Origin of the sequence: Pantoea sp. ACRSB (assembly GCF_022346905.1) — a bacterium.
Taxonomy (GTDB): domain Bacteria; phylum Pseudomonadota; class Gammaproteobacteria; order Enterobacterales; family Enterobacteriaceae; genus Pantoea; species Pantoea piersonii.
Map to the genome: position 1 here is coordinate 721,095 of NZ_JAKRNL010000001.1, position 24,630 is coordinate 745,724.

Annotated in this window: 27 protein-coding genes; 10 read left to right on the forward strand and 17 right to left on the reverse strand. The window is 58.0% G+C overall.

Translation table 11 applies throughout. The annotated features are described in order from the left end of the window. The first annotated feature begins 69 nt into the window (after nucleotides 1–69). From artP to MHZ89_RS03545, 5 genes are all read left to right on the forward strand, one after another. A complete protein-coding gene (gene artP / locus MHZ89_RS03525) occupies nucleotides 70–798 on the forward strand; it encodes an arginine ABC transporter ATP-binding protein ArtP (protein ID WP_311781874.1) in 729 nt (242 codons plus the stop codon). Between the two features lie 15 nt (nucleotides 799–813). After that, nucleotides 814–1,545 (forward strand): arginine ABC transporter substrate-binding protein, encoded by a 732-nt coding sequence (gene artJ, locus MHZ89_RS03530; RefSeq protein ID WP_311781875.1) that lies wholly within the window; start codon nucleotides 814–816, stop codon nucleotides 1,543–1,545. Between the two features lie 6 nt (nucleotides 1,546–1,551). Continuing rightward, entirely contained in the window at nucleotides 1,552–2,268 is a 717-nt protein-coding gene (artQ, locus tag MHZ89_RS03535) for an arginine ABC transporter permease ArtQ (protein ID WP_311781876.1), read from the forward strand. After that, nucleotides 2,268–2,936, forward strand: coding sequence for an arginine ABC transporter permease ArtM (gene artM, locus MHZ89_RS03540; RefSeq protein ID WP_311781877.1), 669 nt, complete (start codon nucleotides 2,268–2,270; stop codon nucleotides 2,934–2,936). The genes artQ and artM overlap by 1 nt, the downstream gene beginning before the upstream one ends. A gap of 118 nt (nucleotides 2,937–3,054) precedes the next feature. Beyond that, the gene (locus tag MHZ89_RS03545) at nucleotides 3,055–3,786 is read left to right on the forward strand and encodes an arginine ABC transporter substrate-binding protein (RefSeq protein WP_311781878.1); all 732 of its coding nucleotides are present in this window, start codon (nucleotides 3,055–3,057) and stop codon (nucleotides 3,784–3,786) included. Between the two features lie 63 nt (nucleotides 3,787–3,849). On the opposite strand, the gene rlmC is transcribed toward MHZ89_RS03545, so the two are convergent. From rlmC to MHZ89_RS03595, 10 genes are all read right to left on the reverse strand, one after another. Then, nucleotides 3,850–5,001 carry a 23S rRNA (uracil(747)-C(5))-methyltransferase RlmC gene (rlmC, locus tag MHZ89_RS03550; protein WP_311781879.1) on the reverse strand — a complete coding sequence of 384 codons (1,152 nt, stop codon included), beginning with the start codon at nucleotides 4,999–5,001 and terminating at the stop codon, nucleotides 3,850–3,852. A gap of 49 nt (nucleotides 5,002–5,050) precedes the next feature. Next, the gene (locus MHZ89_RS03555) at nucleotides 5,051–5,518 is read right to left on the reverse strand and encodes a YbjO family protein (RefSeq protein ID WP_311781880.1); all 468 of its coding nucleotides are present in this window, start codon (nucleotides 5,516–5,518) and stop codon (nucleotides 5,051–5,053) included. 73 nt (nucleotides 5,519–5,591) lie between these two features. After that, nucleotides 5,592–6,437, reverse strand: coding sequence for a putrescine ABC transporter permease PotI (gene potI / locus MHZ89_RS03560; RefSeq protein ID WP_311781881.1), 846 nt, complete (start codon nucleotides 6,435–6,437; stop codon nucleotides 5,592–5,594). Beyond that, entirely contained in the window at nucleotides 6,434–7,399 is a 966-nt protein-coding gene (gene potH / locus MHZ89_RS03565; RefSeq protein WP_120451731.1) for a putrescine ABC transporter permease PotH, read from the reverse strand. The genes potI and potH overlap by 4 nt, the downstream gene beginning before the upstream one ends. Before the next feature lie 9 nt (nucleotides 7,400–7,408). Next, nucleotides 7,409–8,542 (reverse strand): putrescine ABC transporter ATP-binding subunit PotG, encoded by a 1,134-nt coding sequence (gene potG, locus MHZ89_RS03570; RefSeq protein ID WP_158591212.1) that lies wholly within the window; start codon nucleotides 8,540–8,542, stop codon nucleotides 7,409–7,411. Between the two features lie 117 nt (nucleotides 8,543–8,659). Then, nucleotides 8,660–9,766 carry a spermidine/putrescine ABC transporter substrate-binding protein PotF gene (potF, locus tag MHZ89_RS03575; RefSeq protein WP_311781882.1) on the reverse strand — a complete coding sequence of 369 codons (1,107 nt, stop codon included), beginning with the start codon at nucleotides 9,764–9,766 and terminating at the stop codon, nucleotides 8,660–8,662. A gap of 383 nt (nucleotides 9,767–10,149) precedes the next feature. Beyond that, nucleotides 10,150–10,629: a YbjN domain-containing protein gene (locus tag MHZ89_RS03580; RefSeq protein ID WP_120451725.1), complete on the reverse strand. Its 480-nt coding sequence runs from the start codon at nucleotides 10,627–10,629 to the stop codon at nucleotides 10,150–10,152. Between the two features lie 87 nt (nucleotides 10,630–10,716). Beyond that, nucleotides 10,717–11,619 carry a 30S ribosomal protein S6--L-glutamate ligase gene (rimK, locus tag MHZ89_RS03585; RefSeq protein WP_311782252.1) on the reverse strand — a complete coding sequence of 301 codons (903 nt, stop codon included), beginning with the start codon at nucleotides 11,617–11,619 and terminating at the stop codon, nucleotides 10,717–10,719. 18 nt (nucleotides 11,620–11,637) lie between these two features. Further along, complete coding sequence (nfsA, locus tag MHZ89_RS03590) at nucleotides 11,638–12,360, reverse strand: oxygen-insensitive NADPH nitroreductase (RefSeq protein WP_311781883.1); 723 nt, start codon at nucleotides 12,358–12,360, stop codon at nucleotides 11,638–11,640. Continuing rightward, the gene (locus tag MHZ89_RS03595) at nucleotides 12,360–12,629 is read right to left on the reverse strand and encodes a DUF1418 family protein (RefSeq protein ID WP_311781884.1); all 270 of its coding nucleotides are present in this window, start codon (nucleotides 12,627–12,629) and stop codon (nucleotides 12,360–12,362) included. The genes nfsA and MHZ89_RS03595 overlap by 1 nt, the downstream gene beginning before the upstream one ends. A 195-nt stretch (nucleotides 12,630–12,824) precedes the next feature. Here MHZ89_RS03595 and MHZ89_RS03600 point away from each other — a divergent pair, with 195 nt between their 5' ends. Continuing rightward, complete coding sequence (locus MHZ89_RS03600; protein ID WP_103795317.1) at nucleotides 12,825–13,082, forward strand: GrxA family glutaredoxin; 258 nt, start codon at nucleotides 12,825–12,827, stop codon at nucleotides 13,080–13,082. 52 nt (nucleotides 13,083–13,134) lie between these two features. On the opposite strand, the gene ybjM is transcribed toward MHZ89_RS03600, so the two are convergent. Beyond that, nucleotides 13,135–13,491 (reverse strand): inner membrane protein YbjM, encoded by a 357-nt coding sequence (gene ybjM, locus MHZ89_RS03605; protein WP_311781885.1) that lies wholly within the window; start codon nucleotides 13,489–13,491, stop codon nucleotides 13,135–13,137. A 250-nt stretch (nucleotides 13,492–13,741) separates the two neighbouring features. On the opposite strand from ybjM, the gene MHZ89_RS03610 reads away from it, so the two are divergent. Both MHZ89_RS03610 and ybjG read left to right on the forward strand, forming a co-directional pair. After that, a complete protein-coding gene (locus MHZ89_RS03610) occupies nucleotides 13,742–15,430 on the forward strand; it encodes an aspartate:alanine antiporter (protein ID WP_120451720.1) in 1,689 nt (562 codons plus the stop codon). 329 nt (nucleotides 15,431–15,759) lie between these two features. Beyond that, on the forward strand, nucleotides 15,760–16,365 hold the full coding sequence (ybjG, locus tag MHZ89_RS03615) for an undecaprenyl-diphosphate phosphatase (RefSeq protein ID WP_311781886.1): 606 nt from the start codon (nucleotides 15,760–15,762) through the stop codon (nucleotides 16,363–16,365). Nucleotides 16,366–16,526: 161 nt separating this feature from the next. Here the strand turns inward: ybjG and MHZ89_RS03620 are convergent, their stop codons facing one another. Then, nucleotides 16,527–17,729, reverse strand: a complete 1,203-nt coding sequence (locus tag MHZ89_RS03620; RefSeq protein ID WP_311781887.1) for a serine hydrolase — start codon at nucleotides 17,727–17,729, stop codon at nucleotides 16,527–16,529. Nucleotides 17,730–17,996: 267 nt separating this feature from the next. Between MHZ89_RS03620 and MHZ89_RS03625 the strand changes: the two genes are divergently transcribed. Continuing rightward, on the forward strand, nucleotides 17,997–18,653 hold the full coding sequence (locus MHZ89_RS03625; RefSeq protein ID WP_311781888.1) for an HAD family hydrolase: 657 nt from the start codon (nucleotides 17,997–17,999) through the stop codon (nucleotides 18,651–18,653). On the opposite strand, the gene MHZ89_RS03630 is transcribed toward MHZ89_RS03625, so the two are convergent. Further along, nucleotides 18,654–19,787, reverse strand: coding sequence for a PQQ-dependent sugar dehydrogenase (locus MHZ89_RS03630; protein ID WP_311781889.1), 1,134 nt, complete (start codon nucleotides 19,785–19,787; stop codon nucleotides 18,654–18,656). A gap of 180 nt (nucleotides 19,788–19,967) precedes the next feature. Further along, complete coding sequence (locus tag MHZ89_RS03635; protein WP_311782253.1) at nucleotides 19,968–20,603, reverse strand: carbonic anhydrase; 636 nt, start codon at nucleotides 20,601–20,603, stop codon at nucleotides 19,968–19,970. A 398-nt stretch (nucleotides 20,604–21,001) separates the two neighbouring features. On the opposite strand from MHZ89_RS03635, the gene rimO reads away from it, so the two are divergent. Continuing rightward, entirely contained in the window at nucleotides 21,002–22,333 is a 1,332-nt protein-coding gene (rimO, locus tag MHZ89_RS03640) for a 30S ribosomal protein S12 methylthiotransferase RimO (RefSeq protein ID WP_120451707.1), read from the forward strand. Here rimO and MHZ89_RS03645 read toward each other — a convergent pair. Genes MHZ89_RS03645 through gsiC form a run of 3 tightly spaced genes read right to left on the reverse strand, consistent with a single transcriptional unit; the run spans nucleotide 22,330 to nucleotide 24,611 of the window. Then, nucleotides 22,330–22,779: a DUF4385 domain-containing protein gene (locus MHZ89_RS03645; RefSeq protein ID WP_120451705.1), complete on the reverse strand. Its 450-nt coding sequence runs from the start codon at nucleotides 22,777–22,779 to the stop codon at nucleotides 22,330–22,332. The two genes, rimO and MHZ89_RS03645, sit on opposite strands and share 4 nt — an antisense overlap. Next, nucleotides 22,776–23,681 (reverse strand): glutathione ABC transporter permease GsiD, encoded by a 906-nt coding sequence (gene gsiD, locus MHZ89_RS03650; RefSeq protein ID WP_311781890.1) that lies wholly within the window; start codon nucleotides 23,679–23,681, stop codon nucleotides 22,776–22,778. The genes MHZ89_RS03645 and gsiD overlap by 4 nt, the downstream gene beginning before the upstream one ends. 9 nt (nucleotides 23,682–23,690) lie before the next feature. Further along, nucleotides 23,691–24,611, reverse strand: coding sequence for a glutathione ABC transporter permease GsiC (gene gsiC, locus MHZ89_RS03655; protein WP_311781891.1), 921 nt, complete (start codon nucleotides 24,609–24,611; stop codon nucleotides 23,691–23,693). Nucleotides 24,612–24,630: the final 19 nt, after the last annotated feature.

A 24,630-nucleotide genomic window follows, 5' to 3' on the forward strand; every position in this document is an offset into this window, starting at 1 on the left:
CACTTCATTTGCATAACTATTCTGGTGCGGTTAAGATTCGCGGCACTAATGGCTATTCAAAATTTGCGCATGAGTATTCAACTAAACGGGATTAACTGCTTTTACGGCGCCCACCAGGCGCTGTTTGACATCAATCTGGATTGCCCGCAAGGCGAAACGCTGGTGCTGCTCGGCCCAAGCGGCGCGGGGAAAAGTTCACTCCTGCGCGTGCTTAATCTGCTGGAGCAGCCTCGCTCGGGCAGCCTGAAAATCGCCGGTAATCATTTTGACTTCAGCAAAACGCCCTCTGACGCCGCCATCCGCGAACTGCGTCAGAATGTCGGTATGGTCTTCCAGCAATATAATCTCTGGCCGCATCTGACCGTGGTGCAGAACCTGATCGAAGCGCCGTGTCGCGTGCTGGGCCTCAGCAAAGCGGACGCCCGCGCGCGCGCCGACAAGCTGCTGGATCGCCTGCGCCTGACATCCTACGCCGAACGTTTTCCGCTGCACCTCTCCGGCGGCCAGCAGCAGCGTGTTGCCATCGCGCGCGCCCTGATGATGGAGCCGCAGGTGCTGCTGTTCGATGAGCCGACCGCCGCGCTCGATCCGGAAATTACCGCGCAGATTGTCAGCATTATCCGCGAACTCGCCCAGACGCACATTACCCAGGTTATCGTCACGCACGAAGTAGAAGTCGCCCGTAAAACCGCCAGCCGCGTGGTCTATATGGAGAACGGCCATATCGTGGAACAGGGTGACGCCAGCCGATTTACACAGCCGCAAACCGAGGCGTTTGCACATTATCTTTCGCACTAAGTCAGGAAGCTCTAAATGAAAAAAATCGTCCTTGCTGCACTGCTTGCTGGTCTGAGCCTGAGCGCGTCTGCTGCCCAGACTATTCGCTTCGCCACCGAAGCCTCCTATCCTCCGTTTGAGTTTGTCGATTCCAGCAACAAGATTCAGGGCTTTGACGTCGACCTGGCGAATGCGCTCTGTAAAGAGATGAACGCGACCTGCACCTTTACCAACCAGGCGTTCGACAGCCTGATCCCGAGCCTGAAGTTCCGCCGTTTCGATGCGGTAATGGCCGGTATGGATATCACCCCGGAGCGTGAAAAGCAGGTGCTGTTCAGCAAGCCTTACTATGACAACTCCGCGCTGTTTATCGCGCAGAAAGGCAAAGTGGCCGATGTGGCCGCGCTGAAAGGCAAGCGCGTCGGCGTACAGAACGGCACGACGCACCAGAAATACCTCAACGATCAGCATGCCGACATCACTACTGTGCCTTACGACAGCTACCAGAACGCGGTGCTGGACCTGAAAAACGGCCGTATCGACGCGGTATTTGGCGACACGGCGGTCGTTAACGAGTGGCTGAAGCAGAACGCAAACCTGGCGGCGGTCGGTGACAAAGTGACTGACAAAGCTTACTTCGGTACAGGTCTCGGCATCGCCGTACGTCAGGGCAATACCGATCTGCAGGCGAAGTTTAACGCCGCGCTGGATAAGGTGAAGGCCGACGGCACCTACAAAACCATCTACAGCAAATGGTTCCAGCAGTAATTACCGATGAGTGAGCTCTATCCTCTCGCCAGCGCCGCCGGCATGACCGTCGGCCTCGCTGTTTGCGCCCTGATCGCCGGCCTTGCGCTGGCGATGATTTTTGCCGGCTGGGAATCGCTGCGGTTTAAGCCGCTGGCGTGGATCGGCACAGCGCTGGTTACGCTGATCCGCGGCCTGCCGGAGATTCTGGTGGTGCTGTTTATCTACTTCGGCGCTTCGCAGCTGCTGCTGGTGCTTTCCGACGGCTTTACCCTGAATTTTGGCCTGTTTAAGCTGCCGGTGCAGGTGGCGATCGAAAACTTCGACGTCAGTCCTTTCCTGTGTGGAGTCATCGCGCTGGCGATCCTCTACTCCGCCTACGCCTCGCAAACTCTGCGCGGCGCGCTGAAGGCGGTGCCGCAGGGTCAATGGGAGTCGGGTCAGGCGCTGGGCATGAAAAAGTCCGCTATTTTTCTGCGCCTGATTATGCCGCAGATGTGGCGTCACGCGCTGCCGGGCCTCGGCAACCAGTGGCTGGTGCTGCTGAAAGATACTGCGCTGGTATCGCTGATCAGCGTTAACGATCTGATGCTGCAAACCAAAAGCATTGCGACCCGCACCCAGGAGCCTTTTACCTGGTTTCTGATTGCGGCGGCCATCTATCTGGTGATTACGCTGCTGAGCCAGGCGGTGCTGCGCCGTATCGAGCTGCGCACTACCCGCTTCGAGCGAGGAAATAGCTGATGCTGAGCTACCTGCCTGAGATCCTGAAAGGGCTGCATACCAGCCTGACGCTGACGCTGGCGTCGCTGCTGGTGGCGCTGGCGCTGGCGCTGCTTTTTACCGTCGTGCTGTCGCTGAAAACGCCGCTGCTGAATCCGCTGGTGAAAATATATATCACCCTGTTTACCGGCACGCCGCTGCTGGTGCAGATCTTCCTGATCTACTACGGCCCCGGCCAGTTCCCCAGCCTGCAAAGCATTCCCTGGCTGTGGCATCTGCTGTCGCAGCCGTGGCTCTGCGCCATGCTGGCGCTGTCGCTCAACAGCGCCGCCTATACCACGCAGCTGTTTTACGGCGCGATGCGCGCCATTCCGGCAGGTCAGTGGCAATCCTGCGCCGCGCTGGGAATGAGCCGTAAAGATACGCTGCGCATTCTGCTGCCCTATGCGTTTAAACGCGCCCTCTCCTCCTACTCCAACGAGGTGGTGCTGGTGTTTAAAGGCACGTCGCTTGCCTACACCATTACGCTGATGGAAGTGATGGGCCACGGTCAGCTGCTTTATGGCCGAACCTATGACGTGATGGTGTTCGCCGCCGCCGGGCTGGTTTATCTGGTGGTGAATGGACTGCTGACGCTGATGATGCGGCTGATTGAGCGGCGCGCGCTGGCCTTTGAGCGCAGAAGTTAATATCCAGGCGAGCGATGCTCGCCTTTTTAATTTTTTACGCACGAATATTGCATAAAGATTCATTTACTGGCATCGTGTCAACCGTTCCGCCTCTGGTATGGCTTTCAGGAGTTACACGATGAAAAAATGGATCCTTGCCGCCGCGCTGGCGACTCTGGCAATGAGCGCCCACGCGGCAGAAACAATTCGCTTCGCCTCTTCCGCTACCTATCCCCCGTTTGAATCGCTGGATCGCGACAACCAGATCGTAGGATACGATATCGATCTGGCGAAGGCGCTCTGCCAGCAGTTAAAGGCGGAGTGCACCTTTACCAATAATGCGTTCGATAGCCTGATCCCGTCGCTGAAGTTCCGCCGCTTTGACGCGGTCATCTCCGGCATGGATATTACCGACGAGCGCAGCAAGCAGGTGGATTTCACCCAGCCCTACTACGCCAACTCCGCTATCGTTATCGCGCGCAAAGGCAAGTTCAGCGATTTCGCCTCGCTGAAGGGCAAACGTATCGGCGTTGAGAACGGCACGACGCACCAGAAATATCTGCAGGAGAAGCATCCTGAGATCGCCGCCGTCGCCTACGACAGCTATCAGAACGCCATTCTCGATATGAAAAACGGCCGTATAGACGGTGTCTTCGGCGATACGGCGGTCGTGAATCAGTGGCTGAAAACCAACGCAGATTTAGCCCCGGTTGGCGAGCACGTAACGGATAAGGCTTACTTCGGCACCGGTCTGGGCATTGCGGTGCGTAAAGGCAACGACGCGCTGCGCGACAGGCTGAACGGCGCGCTGGCGACGCTGAAGAGCAACGGCGTCCTGCAGCAGCTCAATCAGAAGTGGTTCCCCGAGTAACTCGCCGCTTTGGGCCAGCGGGCTGAAGCCTGACCGGTTCTGCATCGTCCTCAGTACAGGCTGTCAGGACGCTGGCCCACCCTCTTGCGCATCCTGGCGCGTCAGCAGGCTCAGCACCTCAAAATGCGCGGTATGCGGAAACATATCGAACAGCTGCACGCGCGTCACGCGATAGTCCGCCAGACGCGCAATATCCTGCGCCATGCTTTCGGGATTGCAGCTGGAGTAGAGAATATAGCCGGGCGCCATGCGGCTCAGATAGTCGCACAGCGCTTTGCCGATGCCGCGACGCGGCGGATTGACCAGCACCAGATCGGGCACCGCGTCGCGTCCGGTAGCGAAAGCGGTTGAGTCGAGCGCGGCGAAGCTGACCTTTTCCAGTCCCAGCATCTCCGCCGAACGCTGCGCGCAGGCGATCGCCTCGGCGCTGATCTCGATGCCGGTCAGCTGCATCTGCGGCGTGGCGCAGTGCAGGCCAAAACCACCGACGCCGCAGAAGAGATCCCACATGCTGCCGATCTGCAGCTCGCGCACCCAGTCGCGCGCCGTGGCGTAGAGCGCGGCGGCAACCTGCGGGTTAGTCTGGAAAAAGCTCTGCGGTCGGATCCAGAGCGGCACCTGATTAAAGCTCTCCGCCAGCGACTGAGACGGCGTGAGCGCAATCTCCTCATCCCCTTCCAGGATCGCCATATGCACCGGCTGTATATTTGCAGAGATCACCTTAAGCTGCGGCAGCTGTTGCTGCAGCCACGGCAGCGCGGCGCGCAGCTGATCCAGTTTTTCCCTGGAGCGCAGCACAAAGCGCAGCATCATGCCGCCCTGCGTGCTTTCGGTCAGCAGCAGAAATTTCAGCTCGCCGCGCCTGCGCGCCACGTTATAAGGCGTTAAGCCCGCTCGGGCGATAAAGGGCTTCAGCGCGGCAAAAACCGGCGCAAAGCTCTCTGGATAGAGTGGGCAGGCGCTGAGATCCACCGCGCTGCCGTCGCGCTGCACCAAGCCCAGCACCGGACGCTCCACGCTGCCGCTGACCACCATCTTCGCCTTGTTGCGAAACGCCTGCTGCGCCGAGGTCACCGGCGGCAGCCACTGCGCTACCGGCTGCTGCGCCAGCAGCGCTTCCAGCCGCGCCTGCTTGTCGCTGAGCTGTTGCGAATAGGGTTTTTCCAGCCACTGACATGAACGGCAGCGGTCGGCGTCATAGAGCGCGCATTGCATCGGGTAAGGCCTGTGTTACTCCCAGGGGGTCGGGCGGAGCGCGATTGTATCACCGCTTACGGAAAAATGCGCGGCTGCTGGCCGGCACAAACAGCAGCCCCAGCACCAGCAGATCGGGCAGCTTTTGCATCAGCGTATGGTGAATAATTTGCGCATTGTTCGCGCCGCTGATGCTAAAAATTTCCGGGTAGACAGCGCCGGTCGACGCCAGCAGCATATAGAGCAGCACCACGATCTGGGTGGCGAGAAAACCCCAGCGGCCGCGGTTGCTGCCGCGCAACAGCAGAAAGGCGCAGCGCAGCTCATAAAAAAAGATCAGCTGGCTGGCGATAAAGATAAGGGTGGAATCCCAGGCCTGCGCGCTGCGGTGAACAAAGTTCACTGTCTCCTCAAAGCCCAGCTCGTTCGCCAGCATCAGCACGCTCAGGCAGCGCGTGGCGATAATGGCAATACCCGCGACCGTCACCGATACGGGGGCGGGAGAGATAAAATCGCTGTTTTTCAGGGTTTCCGACATGGCAAGGCTCCGTCACGACACGCAAGCGGGCGAAAACTTCCGCCCGCTTTTATAGTGGCAAAAGTTCCGGATTTCAGCCACGTCTGGCTTTCTGAATATCGCGAACACGCTGCTTTTCTTCGTGCGCCATCCAGCGCCAGGCGATAAACCCAACCAGCCCGACCACAAACAGGATGAGCGAGGCCAGCGCGTTAATCTCCGGGTTTACGCCGCGCCGTACGGTGGCGAAGATCGCCATCGGCAAGGTCGTCGCGCCAGGCCCGGTGACGAAGCTGGCGATCACCAGATCGTCCAGCGACAGCGTAAAGGCCAGCAGCCAGCCGGTAACGATCGCCGGCGCGATCATCGGTACGGTAATCACGAAGAAAACCTTCAGCGGCGTCGCGCCCAGATCCATCGCCGCCTCTTCGATGGAGCGATCCAGCTCGCGCAGGCGCGAATTGATCACCACCGCCACATAGGCGGTACAGAAGGTGACGTGCGCCAGCCAGATGGTCAGCATGCCGCGATCGCTCGGCCAGCCAAAAGCGTTGCCCATGGCAACGAACAGCAGCAGCAGCGACAGCCCGGTGATCACGTCAGGCATCACCAGTGGCGCGGTCAGCATAAAGGCGAAGCCGGTATGGCCGCGGAAACGGCCAAAGCGCACCACCACCACCGCAGCTATCGTGCCAAGCACCACCGCCATGGTAGCGCTCAGCGCGGCGATGGTCAGGCTCAGCCCTACCGCGTCAAGCATGGCGTCGTCCTGAAACAGCACGCGATACCAGTGGAAAGAAAAGCTCTCCCATACCGTCACCAGCTGCGAGCTGTTAAAGGAGTAGACCACCAGCAGCAGCATTGGCGCATAAAGAAACAGGAAACCGCAGAGCAGAATGGCGGTGCGCCACGGCGAGCGGATCGCAGGCAGCTGGTTCATTCCTTCTCTCCCATTTCACGGTTTTGATGCTTATGGAACCAGACGATAGGCAAAATCAAAATCAGCAGGATAATCACCGCCAGCGCCGAGGCGACCGGCCAGTCGCGGTTGTTGAAAAATTCCTGCCACAGGATACGGCCAATCATAATGCTGTCCGGCCCGCCCAGCAGTTCCGGAATAACGTATTCGCCCACCGCCGGGATAAAGACCAGCATCGAACCGGCGATAATGCCGCCTTTGGTCAGCGGCACAATCACGCTGAAAAAGGTTTTCAGCGGTTTCGCGCCGAGATCGAGCGAAGCTTCCACCAGCGAATAGTCGATGCGCGTCAGAGCGGTATAGATCGGCAGCACCATAAACGGCAGGTAGCAGTAGACGATACCGATATAGACCGCCGTATTGGTATAGAGGATCACCAGCGGGTGGTCGATAACGCCCAGCCACATCAGGAAGCGGTTCAGGATGCCGTTATTATTCAGCAGCCCCATCCAGGCGTAGACGCGCACCAGGAAAGAGGTCCACGACGGCAGGATCACCAGCAGCAGCAGGATGGTGCGCATCGAAGGCTTGCTGTGCGCGACCGCCCAGGCGAGCGGATAGCCCACCAGCAGACAGATGAGAGTCGAGATCGCCGCCACCTTCAGCGACTGCAGATAGGCGTCCACATAGAGCGGATCGTCGGTCAGCGTCAGGTAGTTGCCAAGATTAAGCACGATATTGAGCTGATCGTCAGCCCAGCTAATCAGCTCGGTATAGGGCGGAATAGCGCGCGCGATATCGGCGAAGCTGATCTTCAGCACAATCAAAAACGGCAGCAGGAAAAAAAGCACCAGCCAGACGTAAGGCAGCGCGATCGCCAGCTTGCGGCCGTGACGCATTTTCATGCGCGTCGCCCAGCGCTGCAGCGGCGTACCGGCCAGCCGGGCGCGGACCGGTTTGCTGGAGTGAAAAAGTTGGCTCATTACGTCTCCTTAAGCCGTCAGCACCACACAGCTGTCGACATCCCAGCAGAGGCGAACTTCATCGCCCCAGGTCGGCAGACCTTTGCGGAAACGGTGGGCATTCTGCAGCTGGGCGCTGATCATCTGCCCGCTTTTCAGCCGCACATGATAGATAGAGAGATCGCCGAGATAGGCGATATGCACCACTTCGCCGACGGCGAAGTTATAGCCATCTTCCGGCACCTCTTCGCACAGCATCACTTTTTCCGGGCGCAGCGCGACATGCACCGGCACGTTATCCGGCACTGATACGTCGGAGTCCACCTTCAGCGGATGCACCAGCCCTGGGCTGTCGATGACCAGACCATCTTCCTGACGTTCACGCAGCATGCCGTTAAAGACATTAACCGAGCCGATAAACTCGGCGCTGTAAACGGTAGTGGGATGTTCGTAAATCTCTTCCGGCTCGCCGATCTGCACGAATTTGCCGCGGTTCATAATGGCGATGCGGCCCGCCATAGTCATCGCCTCTTCCTGGTCGTGGGTGACCATCACGCAGGTCGCGCCGACGCGCTCAAGGATGTCTACCACTTCCAGCTGCATCCGGTCGCGCAATTTTTTATCGAGCGCCCCCATCGGCTCGTCGAGCAGCAGCAGCTTGGGACGCTTCGCCAGGCTGCGCGCCAGCGCCACGCGCTGACGCTGGCCGCCGGAGAGCTGGTGCGGCTTGCGCTTCGCGAACTCCTGCATATGCACCAGCGCCAGCATCTCCTGCACGCGCGCCGTGATTTCGCCCTTCGGCAGCCTGTCCTGCTTGAGTCCGAACGCGATGTTCTGCTCCACCGTCATATGCGGGAAGAGCGCGTAGGACTGAAACATCATATTTACCGGGCGCTGGTAAGGCGGAACGTGGGAGAGATCCTGTCCGTCCAGCACGATCTGCCCGCTGGTCGGCGGCTCAAACCCTGCCAGCATACGCAGCAGCGTCGATTTTCCGCAGCCGGAGGCGCCGAGCAGCGCGAAAATTTCACCTTTATAGATGGTCAGGCTGACGTCATCGACGGCGTGCTGCCCGTCGAAGGATTTGGTCAGGTTGTGGATCTCCAGCAGCGGCGTTAACGCCTTTGCGGTTTTATGGGGGGGACGAGGGATCGCGTCGTTCACTAACAGTTCACTCCGGTCTACGCGGAACGGCTGAGCCAGCCGCTAAAAAAGAGAAAACAGAGGCCAGCGCAGCGCCTCTGTTCCAGGTTGTAAGCTTGCGAATGCGCAAAAAGCCGTTTATTTCCCGCTTTTCACTCGCGTCCACGCACGGGTGCGCGCGCGATCCAGCTTCGGATCCTGCACTTTCAGCACGAACAGCTTCGACATCGCTTCTGGCGTCGGGAAGATGCCCGGATTGTTGCGGACGTCAGCATTGATGAGCGGCAGCGACGCCTTGTTACCGTTAGCGTAGGACATCTTGTTGGAAACGTCGGCAATGACTTTCGGATCCATGATGTAGTTCAGCCACTGGTAGGCGGCATCAAGATTTTTCGCGTCCTTCGGAATCGCCATCATATCGAAGAAGGCGAGCGCGCCCTCTTTCGGCACGCTGTAGGCGATCTGCACGCCATTTTTCGCCTGTTCAGCACGCTTTTTCGCCTGCAGGATATCGCCGGACCAGCCAATAGCGACGCAGGTATTGCCGTTTGCCAGGTCGTTGATGTACTGCGACGAGTGGAAATAGCGAATGCTGGGGCGCAGCTTCAGCAGCAGATCGGTCGCCGCGCCGGAGTAATCTTTGGCGTCGGAGCTGTTGGGATCTTTGCCGAGATAATTCAGTACGGTGGCGAAAATCTCTTCCGGCGCGTCAAGGAAAGAGACGCCGCAGCTCTTCAGCTTCTCCAGGTTTTCCGGCTTCAGCACCAGATCCCAGCTGTTGACCGGCGCATCAGCGCCCAGCGCCGCTTTCACCTTCTCGACGTTATAGCCGATACCGGTGGTGCCCCACAGATAAGGAATCGCATATTTATTATCAGGATCGTGCTGGGCGACTTTCTTCATCAGCTCAGGATCGAGATTTTTGTAGTTTGGCAGTTTGCTCTTATCCAGCGGCTGGAATACGCCGGACTGCAGCTGGCGCGCCAGGAAGCTGGAGGATGGCACAACCACGTCATAGCCGGTGCTGCCCGCCATCAGTTTGCCTTCCAGCACTTCGTTGGAATCGAAGACGTCGTAGACCACTTTAATGCCAGACTGCTTTTCAAAATTCGGAACGGTGTCCGCCGAGATATAATCTGACCAGTTATAGACATGCAGCGTTTTATCTTCCGCCATCGATCCTGCTGAGGCGACCATCAGTACGCCGGTAACCGCAGCTGACAACCATTTTTTCTGATTGAACATCTTCTTACTTCCTCCTGAGCGGATCGTCACAACCTGGCCAGACCTGATCCCAGCGCTGCGAGCTGTGCGTCAATTCACAGACACAATGAATCAATATTCATTGAGAGTTTAATAGTAAAAACTGATACCTGCGCTGCGAATCCACGTACCATGCAGCCCCGCAAGAATAGCCCCCTGTCCTTTGCTCTACCATACCCCAGCGTAAAAAACGCCTTTTAGCGACAGGTTATGCATGTTTGTGCTATGTGGTCTGGCAGGAATGGCATAAAGCACGAGAAATATCTGGCATTAAAGGGCAAAATGCAGAATAAAAAATGGTGAAGCCAGAAATGAAAACTGCCGCATAAAGCGGCAGTTAAAACGAGACGGGAAAAGCAGCTGGCCTAGTGCAGCAGCGAATGGCTGAAGCTGGCAGGCGTGCGCTCTTCCTCTTCGCCCATCATCAGCAAATTATTAGCGAAAGCCTCCATAATCACCATGGAGACCTGCTCTTCGCTCTGCTTCATAAAGCTGGCGAACTGGCCGAAGGTCAAGCCGGCGGTAGTACCAAGAGACTGGCAGACAATCAGCTTCGGCAGGTTGTCGTCCTGAATGTCGATAAAGGCTTTTACCGTGAGCGAACTGGCATTGATCTGCGACAGATCGCCGACCAGCGGGATCAGCGCCGTCGGCTTCACTTCCGCCAGCGCGGAGAAGAGAATAACGTTGTCGACCAGATCGATTTTGGCGTCAAACACCCCATCGAAATTTTGCATGTGCGGCAGATGGAGTGCCTGACAGGCATCACATTCGAACCAGGTGATATTTTGCTGATCCAGCCAGCGACGCAACAGGTCGATATCCGGAACGACAAGAGAATCCATCGTAGTGTCCCAAGGGGTGAATAAACAGGCGACTAAGCTTACGGAAAAAAAACGCATGACGCTACGAAAACCGCTGAAAAGCGCGCGTCAGCCGCCGGTTTTAAGACTGAAACCGGGCAAAGCGTTGCGCTCTGTCCAGCTAATCATCATCCCGGCGATATCCATGCCGGTGGCGGTTTCGATCCCCTCCAGCCCAGGCGAGGCGTTAACCTCCATCACCAGCGGGCCGCGACGAGCGCGCAAAATATCCACACCCGCCACCTCCAGCCCCAGCGTCGCGGCCGCCTTAACCGCCATGGCACGCTCCTGCGGCGTGATCTCCACCGGATGCGCTTTGCCGCCGCGGTGCAGATTAGAGCGGAAGTCGCCCTCTTTCGCCTCGCGCTCAATCGCCGCCACCACTTCATCGCCTATCACCAGGCAGCGCACATCGCGACCCTGCGCTTCCTGAATAAACTCCTGCACCAGAATATGCGCGTTAAGCCCGCGAAAGGCGTCGATAACGCTCTCCGCCGCCTGTCGCGTCTCCGCCAGCACCACGCCGATGCCCTGCGTGCCCTCCACCAGCTTCACCACCAGCGGCGCGCCGCCCACCATGGCGATAAGATCCTGGGTATCGTCCGGCGACGAGGCGAAGCCGGTCACCGGCATATCGATGCCCTGACGCGCCAGCAGCTGCAGCGAGCGCAGCTTGTCGCGGGCGCGGGCGATCGCCAGCGACTCGTTGAGCGGGTAGCTGCCGCACATTTCGAACTGACGCAGCACCGCCGTACCGTAAAAGGTAATGGCGGGCCCGATGCGCGGAATAACCGCATCGAAATGACCGAGGGGTTCGCCGCGGTAGTGCACCGTCGGCGACGCCGGATTGATATTCATGTAGCAGGAGAGCGGATCGATGATTTGAACCTCGTGCCCGCGCTGTTCGGCAACCTCGCGCAGGCGTCGGCAGGAATAAAGCTGCCCGTCACGCGACAGGATGGCGATTTTCATCATCGAACCTCTTGTGGATTAGCGCGTTGCCCAACCCTGCTGATGCAGGTAGTCGAGCATAAAGGGGCGCGTCTCTTTAATGATCAGACGCTGAATCAGCTCGCTCCAGGTTTCGCTGCGCTGATTGCTGTCGCGGTGCTCATAGTAGATCGCTGTGCGGCTATCGTAGTCGGCCAGCACCTGCGGATCTACCGGCTGATAGCGATTTTCATGCACCAGCATCGCCTGCGGCAGACGCGGCTTGAGATCGGGCACCGCAGCGGGATACCCGATGCAGAAGCCAAACAGCGGCAGCACGAATTTCGGCAAGCCGAGCAGCTCGGTAACCTGCGCGATGCTGTTGCGGATGCCGCCGATAAACACGCCGCCCAGGCCGAGCGATTCGGCGGCGACCATCGCGTTCTGCGCCATCAGCGCGGTATCGACGCAGCCCAGCAGCAGCTGTTCAGCGCGTCCCAGCTGCGCATCGGGGCAGATCTGCAAATGGCGATTGAAATCGGCGCAGAACACCCAAAATTCAGCGGCGTCCGCCACCCACTGCTGGCCACCCGTCAGCGTGACCAGCTGCTGGCGCAGCGCGGGATCGGTGATACGAATAATGGAAGAGCACTGAAGAAAGCTGGAGGTGGAGGCCGATTGCGCCGCGGCGATAATCGCTTCACGCTGTTCCGCGCTAATCGCCTGCTCAGTAAAGGCACGAATGGAACGGTGGCTGCACAATAGATCGATAGTCGGTGTCATTAAGGTCTCCGGCGAGTCTCATTTTTATTAAGGGTGCGACCAAACAGCTGCGGCGCCATCGCTTTCGCGGTGCGCCACATCATCAGCCAGGCGGCGGGCAGCATCAGCAAAATGCCAATAATCAGCAGCGCGGTCGCCACCATTTTGCTGTCGGCAGGGCCGGGCAGCGGCAGCCAGTTGTTGGCCAGCAGCAGCGCGCACAGCGCCAGCAAACCGCCGAGCGCCTCCATAATCAGCAAAACTTTGGGCAAACGCGCCAGATTTGGCATGGGCTTTCTCCTGGGTCGCACCGGGTTCAGGCCGTCAATTATGGTCAAGCTTCACAATCTTGCATAGACGACGCGCATCAGACTAACAGGCATTTCCTGCTTTCTTTAAGCGGTTCGAGCGGGCATCATGTTGTCCATCTACCCCTGGCTTATGTGACATGGTTCACATTTAAAGCCTGAATTAAGGAGCGTTTCATGGTTACTGTGATTTTTGGTCGTCCTGGCTGCCCCTACTGCGTGCGTGCAAAAGAGCTGGCCGACAAGCTCAGCGCCGAGCGCGACGACTTTAGCTACCAGTATGTGGATATCCAGGCGGAAGGCATTACTAAAGCGGATCTGGAGAAAAGCGCGGGCAAACCGGTAAGCACCGTACCGCAGATTTTCGTTGATGAACAGCATATCGGCGGCTACACCGATTTCGCTGCCTGGACCAAAGAGAATCTGAGCGCGTAATTTTTTAGCTGCTTTCTTAACGGGCCGAATCGGCCCGTTTTTCATTATCTCATCAGCGCCAGACGATACGCACCAGCCGTACCAGCAGCGCGCCACTGCCCGCCCAGAAAAGCGCACTCAGGCTCCAGACCGACAGGGTCAGCCAGCTGATGTGCACCAGCAGCGCGTTATTCAGCAGCAGAACGCCAAGCAGCGTGCCTCCCAGCGCCATCAGCAGCGTGCTTTTTAACGGACTCTCCGTATGCAGCAGCGCCATGACCGCGCCCGGCAGCAAAAAAAGCAGCAGCTCAGGCTGCCCTCGCAGCGGCGCATTGCCCGCCAGCCAGTAGTAATGAGAATAAATAAACACCAGGCTGTAGAGTACAACGCCAAGCATTGCACTGGTCCAGCGTAAGGAACGCTGTGGCATATCACCCCACTTATTGAAAATCATCACAATGACAACAACTCGCCGCGATCTCTGGTGGAAATAAAATGAAACAGGCCGATAGCCGTATGAAATTTTAAGCTAATGGCTGAGGGTGATTTTTATGATTAGAATACCTGCCGTTTAAGAGTGACCTGTTTAAATGAAACAGCAGGCTCGCTGCGCGGCCTGCACAAGATAGCGAAAAACAGGCCTTTCATCAATAGCTTACAGGTAAACAAGAAGTTAAACAGTGAACATAAACGTCGCAGATTTGTTAAGCGGAAATGACGTTCTGTTATTATTTGTCGTTTTAGCACTCGGTCTGTGCCTGGGTAAATTACGCCTGGGTTCAGTACAGTTAGGAAATTCCATCGGTGTATTAGTTGTTTCTTTATTACTCGGCCAACAACATTTCGTCATGAATACCGAGGCATTAAGCCTGGGATTTATGCTGTTTATTTTCTGCGTCGGCGTAGAGGCGGGTCCCAACTTTTTCTCTATTTTCTTCCGCGACGGAAAAAACTATTTTCTGCTGGCGATCGTTATGGTGGTGAGCGCCCTGCTGCTGGCGCTGGGCTTCGGCAAACTCTTTGGCTGGGATATCGGCCTGACGGCGGGGATGCTGGCGGGTTCTATGACCTCAACGCCGGTGCTGGTCGGCGCGGGCGATACGCTGCGCCAGAGCATTAACGACAGCGGCCAGCTGGCGCTAATGCAGGATCATCTCTCCCTCGGCTATGCCCTGACGTACCTGGTGGGTCTGGTCAGCCTGATTTTCGGCGCGCGCTACCTGCCGCGTCTGCAGCATCAGGATCTGCCGACCTGCGCGCAGCAAATCGCGCGCGAACGCGGCCTTGACGCCGACAGCCAGCGCAAAGTCTTTCTGCCGGTTATCCGCGCCTATCGCGTCGGCCCGGAGCTGGTGGCGTGGAGCGGCGGCAAAAACCTGCGTGAACTGGGGATTTATCGCCAGACCGGTTGCTATATCGAGCGTATTCGCCGCAACGGCATTCTGGCCAGTCCGGACGGCGACGCGGTGCTGCAGCTCGGCGATGATATTTCGCTGGTAGGCTATCCGGACGCCCATGCGCGTCTCGACGCCAGCTTCCGCAACGGCAAAGAGGTCTTCGACCGCGATCTGCTCGATATGCGCATCGTCACTGAAGAGATCGTGGTGAAAAATCACAACGCGGTGAATAAGCGTCTCAGCAAACTTAATCTGACCGATCACGGCTGTTTCCTTAACCGCGTGATCCGCAGCCAGATTGAGATGCCGATCGACGACAGCATTATGTTGCATAAAGGCGATATATTGCAGGTCAGCGGCGAGGCGAAGCGCGTAAAAAACGTGGCCGACCGCATCGGCTTTATCGCCATTCATAGCCAGGTAACCGATCTGCTGGCGTTCTGCGCCTTCTTTATCGTCGGGCTAATGATCGGCCTGATTACCTTCCAGTTCAGCAACTTCAGCTTCGGTATCGGCAACGCCGCCGGGCTGCTGTTCGCCGGCATTATGCTCGGCTTTTTGCGCGCCAACCATCCCACCTTCGGCTATATCCCGCAGGGCGCGCTGACCATGGTGAAAGAGTTCGGGCTGATGGTGTTTATGGCAGGCGTCGGCTTAAGCGCCGGCAGCGGCATTAATCACGGTCTCGGCAGCGAAGGTGCGCTGATGCTGCTGTGCGGCCTGCTGGTGAGCCTGCTGCCGGTGGTGATCTGCTATCTCTTCGGTGCCTATGTGCTGCGCATGAACCGCGCGCTGCTGTTCGGCGCGATTATGGGCGCGCGCACCTGCGCCCCTGCCATGGAAATTATCTGCGACACGGCGCGCAGCAATATTCCGGCGCTGGGCTATGCGGGCACTTACGCCATCGCCAACGTTCTGTTGACGCTGGCCGGTACGCTGATTGTGATTATCTGGCCGCTTTTGCCTTTATAAAATTTTTTTGACTCAGTCCAGAACTTTTTTGTTAAGGGTGAGTCTGAATAAGTGCCACTGCTTTTCTTTGAAATCCCCAAATTGTGGAGCCCGCCAGTTTTTTACTGACGGGTTTTTTTATGCCTGCGATTTTTACAGTCGTGACAGGCAGAGCGGGCAAAGGATGCGCGCATCGTCATCGAACCTAAACCGTTCTGCAACCTGCGCGTCATTTAGGAGCTGGCGCAATATCTCCCGTCCGGCGGCGTCGCCAGAATAGGCCTTTTCATTGGCATTTTGTGCGCAACGGCGAACGGGTGCAGGCATACACGAGGATTTTTATAACCACTATGGAAGCGCTTAACCACTCTCTGTTTTTATCCATAAACGCGACGCCCGACTCGCCTGGCTGGCTGCTGGCGCTGGCGACCTTTATTGCTAAAGATCTTATCGCTATCGTACCGCTGCTGATTGTCGCGCTCTGGCTGTGGGGGCCACGCGATCAGTTAAAATCCCAACGCGTACTGGTGCTGAAAACCGGCATGGCGCTGATTTACGCGCTGGCCATCTCCTGGTGCGTCGGCCAGCTTTTCCCGCACCCTCGCCCCTTCGCTATCGGGCTGGGCTATCAGTTTCTGCATCATGCGCCTGACGACTCCTACCCCAGCGATCACGGCACCACGATTTTCACCTTCGCGCTGGCGTTTGTTTTCTGGCATCGCCTCTGGTCGGGCATCATTTTGATGGCTATCGGCAGCGCCATTGCCTGGTCACGGGTCTATCTCGGCGTACACTGGCCAATGGATATGCTGGGCGGGTTTCTGGTGGGGCTGCTCGGCTGTCTGGCGTCGCATCTCGCCTGGCAGGGTTATGGCGCGCGCATGCTGGCGACCTTTAACGCCGCCTACCGCGCGCTGTTCGCCCTGCCGATACGCAAGGGCTGGATTCAGGATTAAACAGCCCGGCAGTGCGCGGGCCTGAAAGCGGATTGCATGGGCAGAGGAGCAAAGCGGCCCGCGACCGGGATGTCGCGGGCCGAGCGCGCAGGGATGCCGTGAGCGACTTTGCGATTGGCCCATGCCATCCGCGTCTGCTCAGCGCTAACAGCGCGCTCGTGTTAGCTAAACCACTTGCCGAACAGCGTATGGAACTGCATCAGCACGAAATCGACGATGCGGCTGAAGAAATTGCCCTCTGGCACCTCTTCCATTACCACCAGCGGACGCTGCTCAATAGTTTTGCCGTCAAGCTGGAAATCGATGGTGCCGACCACCTGATTTTTCTTTAAAGGCGCTTCAAGCTGCGGCGTGGTCAGGTTGTAGCTCGCCTTCAGGTTCTTCATCTGCCCTTTCGGCAGCGTCAGCGCAGCATCCTTCTCAACGCCCAGGTTGACCTCTTTGCGATCGCCGAACCAGACGCGCTGCTGCGCGAAAGGCTTATCTGCCTTAATTGGCGTCACGGTTTCAAAAAAGCGGAAACCCCAGGTGAGCAGCTTCTCGCTTTCGCGGAAACGTGCGGCGTCGGTGGCGGTGCCCAGCACCACGGAGATCAGGCGCATATCGTTTTCGGTAGCGGACGCCACCAGATTATTGCCTGCGCCCGACGTGTGGCCGGTCTTGATGCCGTCAACCTGAAGGTTGGTGCTCCAGAGCAGCCGGTTGCGGTTCATCTGGCGGATGCGGTTGAAGGTAAACTCTTTTTCTTTATTCAGCGCATACTCTTCCGGCACGTCGCGAATCAGCGCCTGGCCAATCAGCGCCATATCACGCGCCGTACTGTACTGCCCTTCCGCATCCAGCCCATGCACCGTCATAAAGTGGGTGTTTTTCAGCCCGAACACCTTAACGTAGTTATTCATCAGGCCGATAAAGGCGTCCTGGCTGCCGGCGACATAATCTGCCAGCGCGATGCAGGCGTCATTACCCGACTGGATAACAATGCCTTTATTCAGCTCAGAGACCGGAATGCGATCGCCGGGCTTGAGAAACATCAGCGATGAGCCTCTCAGCTTAGGGTTGCCGGTGGCCCAGGCATCCTGACCGATAGTCACCATATCGTCGCGTTTGATTTTGCCGGACTTCAGCGCCTGCCCAACGACATAGCTGGTCATCATTTTGGTCAGGCTGGCGGGATCGAGCCGGTCATCCGCATTGCCCTCTGCCAGCACCTTGCCGCTGGCGTAATCCATTAATATCCAGGCTTTGGCCTCAACCTGAGGCGGCGCAGGCGCATCCACGGCAAAAGCGGCGGGCGCGACAAACAGCAGTAAAGAGGCGGCGGCGACATGCCGCAGGCGGCGTGAAGAGAGAATAGTTGTCATGTGCGAGGAAATTCCATGTTAAATCGCGGTTTTAAGGCAAAAACCTACAGAGTGAAACGCTACCCTCTGCAGAGCATGAAAAAAACCGCCCAACCGTAAAGTTTTATAGAGTTTAGTAGAGTAACCCTGGCAGCTGCCGGAGGCGCTGACCAGTTTCGCGCGGCCTGCCCGCACAGAAAAGCCGGTGAAATTCCGATTTTTCGCAGAAGGGTTAAGACCGTCACAAAATTCTGCCAGGCTGTTGTGAGTCAACAGAGGAGACCCACCATGGACTTAGCCGTATTCGATCTGGACGAAACCGTCATCTGCGAAGACAGTACCGGCCTGTGGCTGCGTTGGCTGGTGTCGCAGGGCTTTGCCCGTGAAGAGTTGCTGGCCGAAGAGCAGGCGCTGATGGCGCAATATTATGCCGGCACCCTGGCGATGGAAGATTACATGGCGCTGACGCTCTCGCCACTGGCCGGTCTGGCGGCGCCGACGGTCGCGGGCTGGGTGCGTCGCTGGATCCATCGCGATATCCTGCCGCGCGTCTATCCTGAAGCGCGCGACCGCATCAACTGGCACCAGCAACGCGGCGACAAAGTGGTGATTTGCTCCGCCAGCGGTGAACATCTGGTGACGCCGATTGCTGAACGGCTGGGCGCGCATGGCGCGCTGGCGATCGGCGTCGAAGTGGTAGATGACCGCTATAGCGGACAGACTTACGGCACCATGACCTATAAAGAGGGTAAAGTCACCCGGCTGACCGACTGGCGCGCGCTGCAGCAGGAGCGTGATTTCGCGCGCACCTGGGCCTACAGCGACTCCATGAACGACCTGCCGCTGCTGGCGCAGGCCGATCATGCGCTGGTCATCAATCCCGATGCGCTGCTGCATCAGGAGGCGCTAAAGCGCGGCTGGGAAGTCTGCCGCTGGGCGCGCTGATTAACCGCGGGACGCGCTGGCGTCCTGCGCTAATCCCACCTTCAGCAGCTTGCCGTTATCGTCGTCGGTAAGCACGTAAAGATAGCCATCCGGCCCCTGACGCACGTCGCGGATGCGTTCATTGCGATCCTCCAGCAGGCGCTGCGCCTCAACGACCTTATCGCCGTTAACGCTGAGCCGAATCAGGCTCTTCTCCTTGAGCGCGCCGATAAACAGGGAATTTTTCCACTGTGGAAAGCGCGCGCTGTTGTAAAAAGCCATGCCGCTAATCGCCGGCGACCGTTTCCAGTAAAACACCGGCTGCTCTGTGCCCGCCACGTGCGAGCCTTTCGACTCCGGCACGTTACTGCCGTTGTAGTCGATGCCCCATGTAGCCAGCGGCCAGCCGTAGTTTTTGCCTTTCTGCGGGATATTCACCTCATCGCCGCCGCGCGGGCCATGCTCGCTCTCCCATATCTGCTGCGTCCAGGGATTAAAGGCCAGCCCCTGTGGATTGCGCACGCCGTAGGCCCAGATTTCAGGCCGCGCGCCGCGGCGGCTGACGAAAGGATTCTCTTTCGGCACGCTGCCGTCCTGATTAAGGCGCAGGATTTTGCCGGTGAGTTTGTCGAGATCCTGCGCGCTGCTGCTGTGGAAGTTGTCGCCGAAAGCAATATAGAGATAGCCATCGCCATCGAAGGCCAGGCGCGTACCGAGGTTATTGCCCGCCGACAGCAGCGGCGTCTGGCGAATAACCGTTTTAAAGCCGATCAGACGTCGGTTATCTTCGCTAAGCTGACCATAGCCGACCGCCGCGCCCAGTTCGCCGCTGCTGTTGGCTTCGGTGTAGCTGAGCCACACGCGACGGCTCTGGGCGAAGTCCGGCGCCAGCACCACGTCAAGCAGGCCCGCCTGTCGGCGCACGACCGCTTTCGGCACGCCTTCAATCGGCTGCGACAGGCCGCTATCTGCTCGCCAGCTGCGCAGTTGTCCGCTCCGTTCAGTAATCAGCAGCGTCTGATTGTCCGGCAAAAAGGCAACCGACCAGGGATGATTAAGTTTCTCCTGCAGAACCTGAACCTGCACCTCCTCCGCCAGCGCGGGAAGAGTAAACAGCGCGCCGCCGAGTAACAGCGCGGCAGTCAGTCGGGCCATAATATGCTCCAGTCACCAGGGAATAAGTGTAAGGGTAGCCAGCGCGACTAAATAATGTTCAGGCTTTACAAAAGATTAAAGTCTGCCATCCCATACTGGAAGGGAAGCAGGGATACGCTAAAGGGAAGGCATGGGGAAGCAAAAAGAAAACGCCCGCTGCATGCGCAGCGGGCGAGAGGCTTACTCGAAGCAGGTTTCCGGGTTATCGGAGAGAGAGATAAAGCTCTTGCCGCCCGGGGTCAGGGCGATAATTTTGCCTGACTCGATATCGTATACCCAGCCGTGCAGGCGCACTTTGCCTTTACGCAGCGCCAGCGCCACGGACGGGTGAGTCTTGATATTGTTCAGCTGAGCGATGACGTTCTCTTTCACCATCTCGTTCAGTCTGGCTTCCGCCGTCTCGTATTCGCGTTCTTCCACCACGGTTTTCGCCGCATCGGCGTAGCGCAGCCAGTGTTCGACTGCGGGCATGGTGTCCATGCACTGGCAGGAAGCGATAGCGTTCATCGCGCCGCAGTTGGAGTGGCCGCAGATGATGATTTCACTCACGCCCAGCACCATCAGCGCATATTCGATAGTGGCTGACACGCCGCCTGGCTCCGGACCGAACGGCGGTACGATATTGCCCGCGTTGCGGATCACGAACAGCTGACCCGGCTCCTGCTGGGTAACCAGTTCCGGTACTAATCGGCTGTCAGAACAGGAGATAAACAGCGCTTTAGGATTTTGGTTCGACGCCAGGCTTTTGAAAAGATCCTTCCTTTCAGGAAACACATTCTGTTGAAAACTCAGAAATCCGTTAACGATCTCTTTCATCATTGCGCTCTCACATTATCCACTTAGTCGACTGCGGCGACAGGCGTCCGCAGCTGCCCTATTATCGGCTTATTATTGAATTCATAGTAAATTTGAATTCCGGATTTAAGCACCAGGCCGCATTAAACTCAACCCTGTTATGAGTATTGACAATTTTTGCCTGCCTGGCAGCGTTGATTTTTTGTCGAAATTACCAGAAGTTAGCCCGTAAATGGCTGGCCGCGACGTTTTCACTTATTTACGTAACGGGCGCGCAAAGTCTCGCTTTCCTGGCAGCCGCAAGCGCCGCTTATCTGTCTGAAATGCCCCACGAATTCCCCTATAAATAACGCTACAATTTTCAGCGAGACGCAGGTAAAATCGCGCGCCATCGCTGTGCAGAACCCGGAAACAGAGCCATGTCCAATACCAATACTACACTGCCGCCGCGCGTGGGCTTCGTCTCGCTCGGCTGTCCTAAAAACCTTGTGGATTCAGAACGTATCCTGACGGAGCTGCGTACTGAAGGCTACGACGTTGTGCCGCGTTATGACGACGCTGAAATCGTCATTGTAAACACCTGCGGTTTTATCGACAGCGCGGTGCAGGAGTCGCTGGAGGCGATTGGCGAAGCGCTCAATGAGAACGGCAAGGTGATCGTCACCGGCTGTCTCGGTGCGAAAGTGGATCAGATCCGCGAGGTTCATCCAAAAGTGCTGGAGATTACCGGCCCGCACAGCTATGAACAGGTCTTGTCCCATGTGCACACCTATGTGCCGAAACCGCAGCATAATCCGTTTTTAAGCCTGGTACCGCAGCAGGGCGTTAAGCTGACGCCGCGTCATTATGCCTACCTGAAGATTTCCGAAGGCTGCAACCATCGTTGCACCTTCTGCATTATCCCGTCGATGCGCGGCGATCTCGACAGCCGCGCCATCGGCGAGGTGCTGGATGAGGCTAAGCGTCTGGTGGAAGCGGGCGTAAAAGAGCTGCTGGTGATCTCGCAGGACACCTCCGCCTACGGCGTTGACGTCAAACACCGCACCGGTTTCTGGAACGGCCAGCCGGTGAAAACCAGCATGGTGGGTCTGTGCGAACAGCTGGCGAAGCTCGGCGTCTGGGTGCGTCTGCACTACGTCTACCCCTACCCGCACGTCGACGACGTTATCCCGCTGATGGCGGAAGGCAAAATCCTGCCCTATCTGGACATTCCGCTGCAGCACGCCAGCCCGCGCATCCTGAAGCTGATGAAGCGCCCAGGCGCGGTGGAGCGTACGCTGGAGCGCATCAAGCGCTGGCGCGAAATCTGCCCGGAGCTGACGCTGCGCTCGACCTTTATCGTCGGCTTCCCCGGCGAAACCGAAGAGGATTTCCAGCTGCTGCTCGACTTTATCCGTGAGGCGCGTCTGGATCGCGTGGGCTGCTTCCAGTACAGCCCGGTGGAAGGCGCAACCGCCAACCAGCTGCCGGATCAGGTTGACGACGCGGTGAAACAGGATCGCTTCGACCGCTTTATGCAGCTGCAGCAGCAGATTTCCGCCGAGCGCCTGCAGGAAAAAGTCGGCCGTGAAATCCTGGTGATTATCGACGAAGTGGATGAAGAAGGCGCTATCGGCCGCAGCATGGCGGACGCGCCGGAAATCGACGGTGCGGTCTACCTTAACGGCGAGCGCGGCGTAAAACCGGGCGACGTTATCCGCGTAAAAGTCGAGAACGCCGACGAGTACGACCTCTGGGGAACGCGCGTTTAACCGTATAGCTTCTGATGCGCCTGCTTGCGCGTCAGATAGTCCTGATCTTCACGCAGTCGATCCCAGTACGCTTTGAAAACGGCCGCCGCAGCGGCCTTTTCTTCGTCAACGCCGCGCGGTAGCTCATTGCCGTCGGCGTCGTATTTGCGCCCGCCCTTGTGGTTGCTGTAGCGGCGCGCGCGCGTATACCCCATCTGAATAAACTTGCGCGCCATATCCATACCGACGAAATCATCCTGCGCGCGGTAGGCTTCAAACATCTCCATGATCTTCGCCGCGGAGGCTTTAGCGATCGGCACAGTGCGAAAACGCCAGTGCGGCAATATTTCGCTTTTATAGGGTTCCACCATCAGCACGCCCTGCTCGCCGCGCCCGACCTGATAACGCTCCGGGTTCTTGCGGAAGTCGATGGTTTTAAAGTCCTGCTCGTAATCGAATTTTTTCATGTCTTGAGTTTAGGATCGAGCGCGTCGCGTAGCCCGTCGCCAAGCAAATTAAATGCTAAAACCGTGAGAAAAATCGCGAGGCTGGGGAAAATCGCCACGTGGGGTGCCAGCACCATATCGGCGCGCGCCTCGTTAAGCATCGCGCCCCACTCCGGCGTCGGCGGCTGCGCGCCCAGACCGAGGAACGACAGGCTGGCGGCGGTTATAATCGAGGTGCCGATACGCATGGTGAAATAGACCACAATCGACGACACCGTACCGGGCAGAATATGCCGCAGCAGGATGGTGGTGTCAGAGGCGCCGATGCTGCGCGCCGACTCGATATAGGTCTGATGTTTCAGCACCAGGGTATTGCCGCGCACCAGACGAGCAAACGCCGGAATGCTGAAAATCGCCACCGCAATAATCACGTTGCTCATGCCGCTGCCCATAATCGCCACCACCGCAATCGCCAGTAGAATGCCGGGGAAAGCGAACAGCACATCGCAGATACGCATGGTAATGCGATCCCAGGCCCCTTCGTAGTAGCCCGCCAGCAGGCCGAAGAACGTGCCGATCGCCGCGCCAATCGCCACTGAAAAGAAGCCGGCAATAAGCGAGATGCGGGTGCCGACCAGCACGCGGCTGAAGATGTCGCGTCCCAGCGAGTCAACGCCAAACCAGTGCATCAGCGACGGCCCCTGATTGAGCCGGTCATAGTCAAAATAGTTCTCTGCGTCGAACGGGGCGATAAGCGGCGCGATAAACGCCAGCACGATCAGCAGCAGCACAAACAGCCCTGACGCCATCGCCACCGGCTGACGGCGAAAGCGTCGCCAGAACTCGCTCCAGGGTGTACGAACCCGATTTTCCGTCGTCAGCGGCAGGCTTTTTAGCACCGCTTCGCGTCGCCAGTTTTTCATTGCGACTCCTTACCTGTAGCGAATGGCGGGATTGATTGCCGCATAGAGCAGATCGACAATCAGGTTAATCAGGATGAACTCCAGCGAAAAGAGCAGCACTTCGGCCTGAATCACCGGGTAATCGCGCATCTCCACCGAATCAACCAGCAGACGGCCCAGACCGGGCCAGTTAAAGACCACTTCCACCACGATAGAGCCGCCGAGCAGAAAGCCGAACTGCAGGCCCATCATGGTCACGACCGGGATCATGGCGTTGCGCAGGCCGTGTTTTACCACCACCAGCGATTCGCGCACGCCTTTGGCGCGCGCGGTGCGCATATAATCTTCCTGCATCACCTCGACGAACGAGGCGCGGGTAAAGCGCGCCATTACCGCCGCCACGGCGGCACCCAGCGTCACCGAAGGCAGAATGTAATGTTTCCAGCTGCCCGCGCCGACGGTTGGCAGCCAGCCTAGCTCGACCGAGAAAATCTGCATCAGCAGCATACCGAGCGCAAAGGCGGGAAAGGAGATGCCCGATACCGCCAGCGTCATGCCCAGGCGATCCGGCCAGCGGTTGCGCCATACGGCAGAGACGATGCCAATCGCCATGCCGAATATTACCGCCCAGATCATACTGGCCAGCGTCAGCCACAGCGTAGGCATAAAGCGCGTAGCGATCTCTTCGGACACCGGACGCTTCGACACCAGCGACTGGCCGAAGTCGCCCTGCAGCGCATTCAGGATAAAGTGCCAGAACTGCTGCGGCAGCGGCTGATCCAGCCCTAGCTCCTGGCGCACCAGCGCCACCACCGTGGCGTCGGCGTCCTGACCGGCGATCAGACGCGCCGGATCGCCCGGCAGCAGGTGGACGAACAGGAACACCAGCACCGCCACAATCAGCAGCGTCGGGATGAGCCCGAACAGACGTTTAATAAAATAGTTAAGCATGCGAAATCCTGAGCAGCGA

Coding starts and splice junctions, on each gene's coding strand:
- artP (WP_311781874.1), top strand. CDS start 70: ATGAGTATTCAACTAAACGGGATTAACTGCTTTTACGGCGCCCACCAG.
- artJ (WP_311781875.1), top strand. CDS start 814: ATGAAAAAAATCGTCCTTGCTGCACTGCTTGCTGGTCTGAGCCTGAGC.
- artQ (WP_311781876.1), top strand. CDS start 1,552: ATGAGTGAGCTCTATCCTCTCGCCAGCGCCGCCGGCATGACCGTCGGC.
- artM (WP_311781877.1), top strand. CDS start 2,268: ATGCTGAGCTACCTGCCTGAGATCCTGAAAGGGCTGCATACCAGCCTG.
- MHZ89_RS03545 (WP_311781878.1), top strand. CDS start 3,055: ATGAAAAAATGGATCCTTGCCGCCGCGCTGGCGACTCTGGCAATGAGC.
- rlmC (WP_311781879.1), bottom strand. CDS start 5,001: ATGCAATGCGCGCTCTATGACGCCGACCGCTGCCGTTCATGTCAGTGG.
- MHZ89_RS03555 (WP_311781880.1), bottom strand. CDS start 5,518: ATGTCGGAAACCCTGAAAAACAGCGATTTTATCTCTCCCGCCCCCGTA.
- potI (WP_311781881.1), bottom strand. CDS start 6,437: ATGAACCAGCTGCCTGCGATCCGCTCGCCGTGGCGCACCGCCATTCTG.
- potH (WP_120451731.1), bottom strand. CDS start 7,399: ATGAGCCAACTTTTTCACTCCAGCAAACCGGTCCGCGCCCGGCTGGCC.
- potF (WP_311781882.1), bottom strand. CDS start 9,766: ATGTTCAATCAGAAAAAATGGTTGTCAGCTGCGGTTACCGGCGTACTG.
- MHZ89_RS03580 (WP_120451725.1), bottom strand. CDS start 10,629: ATGGATTCTCTTGTCGTTCCGGATATCGACCTGTTGCGTCGCTGGCTG.
- rimK (WP_311782252.1), bottom strand. CDS start 11,619: ATGAAAATCGCCATCCTGTCGCGTGACGGGCAGCTTTATTCCTGCCGA.
- nfsA (WP_311781883.1), bottom strand. CDS start 12,360: ATGACACCGACTATCGATCTATTGTGCAGCCACCGTTCCATTCGTGCC.
- MHZ89_RS03595 (WP_311781884.1), bottom strand. CDS start 12,629: ATGCCAAATCTGGCGCGTTTGCCCAAAGTTTTGCTGATTATGGAGGCG.
- MHZ89_RS03600 (WP_103795317.1), top strand. CDS start 12,825: ATGGTTACTGTGATTTTTGGTCGTCCTGGCTGCCCCTACTGCGTGCGT.
- ybjM (WP_311781885.1), bottom strand. CDS start 13,491: ATGCCACAGCGTTCCTTACGCTGGACCAGTGCAATGCTTGGCGTTGTA.
- ybjG (WP_311781886.1), top strand. CDS start 15,760: ATGGAAGCGCTTAACCACTCTCTGTTTTTATCCATAAACGCGACGCCC.
- MHZ89_RS03620 (WP_311781887.1), bottom strand. CDS start 17,729: ATGACAACTATTCTCTCTTCACGCCGCCTGCGGCATGTCGCCGCCGCC.
- MHZ89_RS03625 (WP_311781888.1), top strand. CDS start 17,997: ATGGACTTAGCCGTATTCGATCTGGACGAAACCGTCATCTGCGAAGAC.
- MHZ89_RS03630 (WP_311781889.1), bottom strand. CDS start 19,787: ATGGCCCGACTGACTGCCGCGCTGTTACTCGGCGGCGCGCTGTTTACT.
- MHZ89_RS03635 (WP_311782253.1), bottom strand. CDS start 20,603: ATGAAAGAGATCGTTAACGGATTTCTGAGTTTTCAACAGAATGTGTTT.
- rimO (WP_120451707.1), top strand. CDS start 21,002: ATGTCCAATACCAATACTACACTGCCGCCGCGCGTGGGCTTCGTCTCG.
- MHZ89_RS03645 (WP_120451705.1), bottom strand. CDS start 22,779: ATGAAAAAATTCGATTACGAGCAGGACTTTAAAACCATCGACTTCCGC.
- gsiD (WP_311781890.1), bottom strand. CDS start 23,681: ATGAAAAACTGGCGACGCGAAGCGGTGCTAAAAAGCCTGCCGCTGACG.
- gsiC (WP_311781891.1), bottom strand. CDS start 24,611: ATGCTTAACTATTTTATTAAACGTCTGTTCGGGCTCATCCCGACGCTG.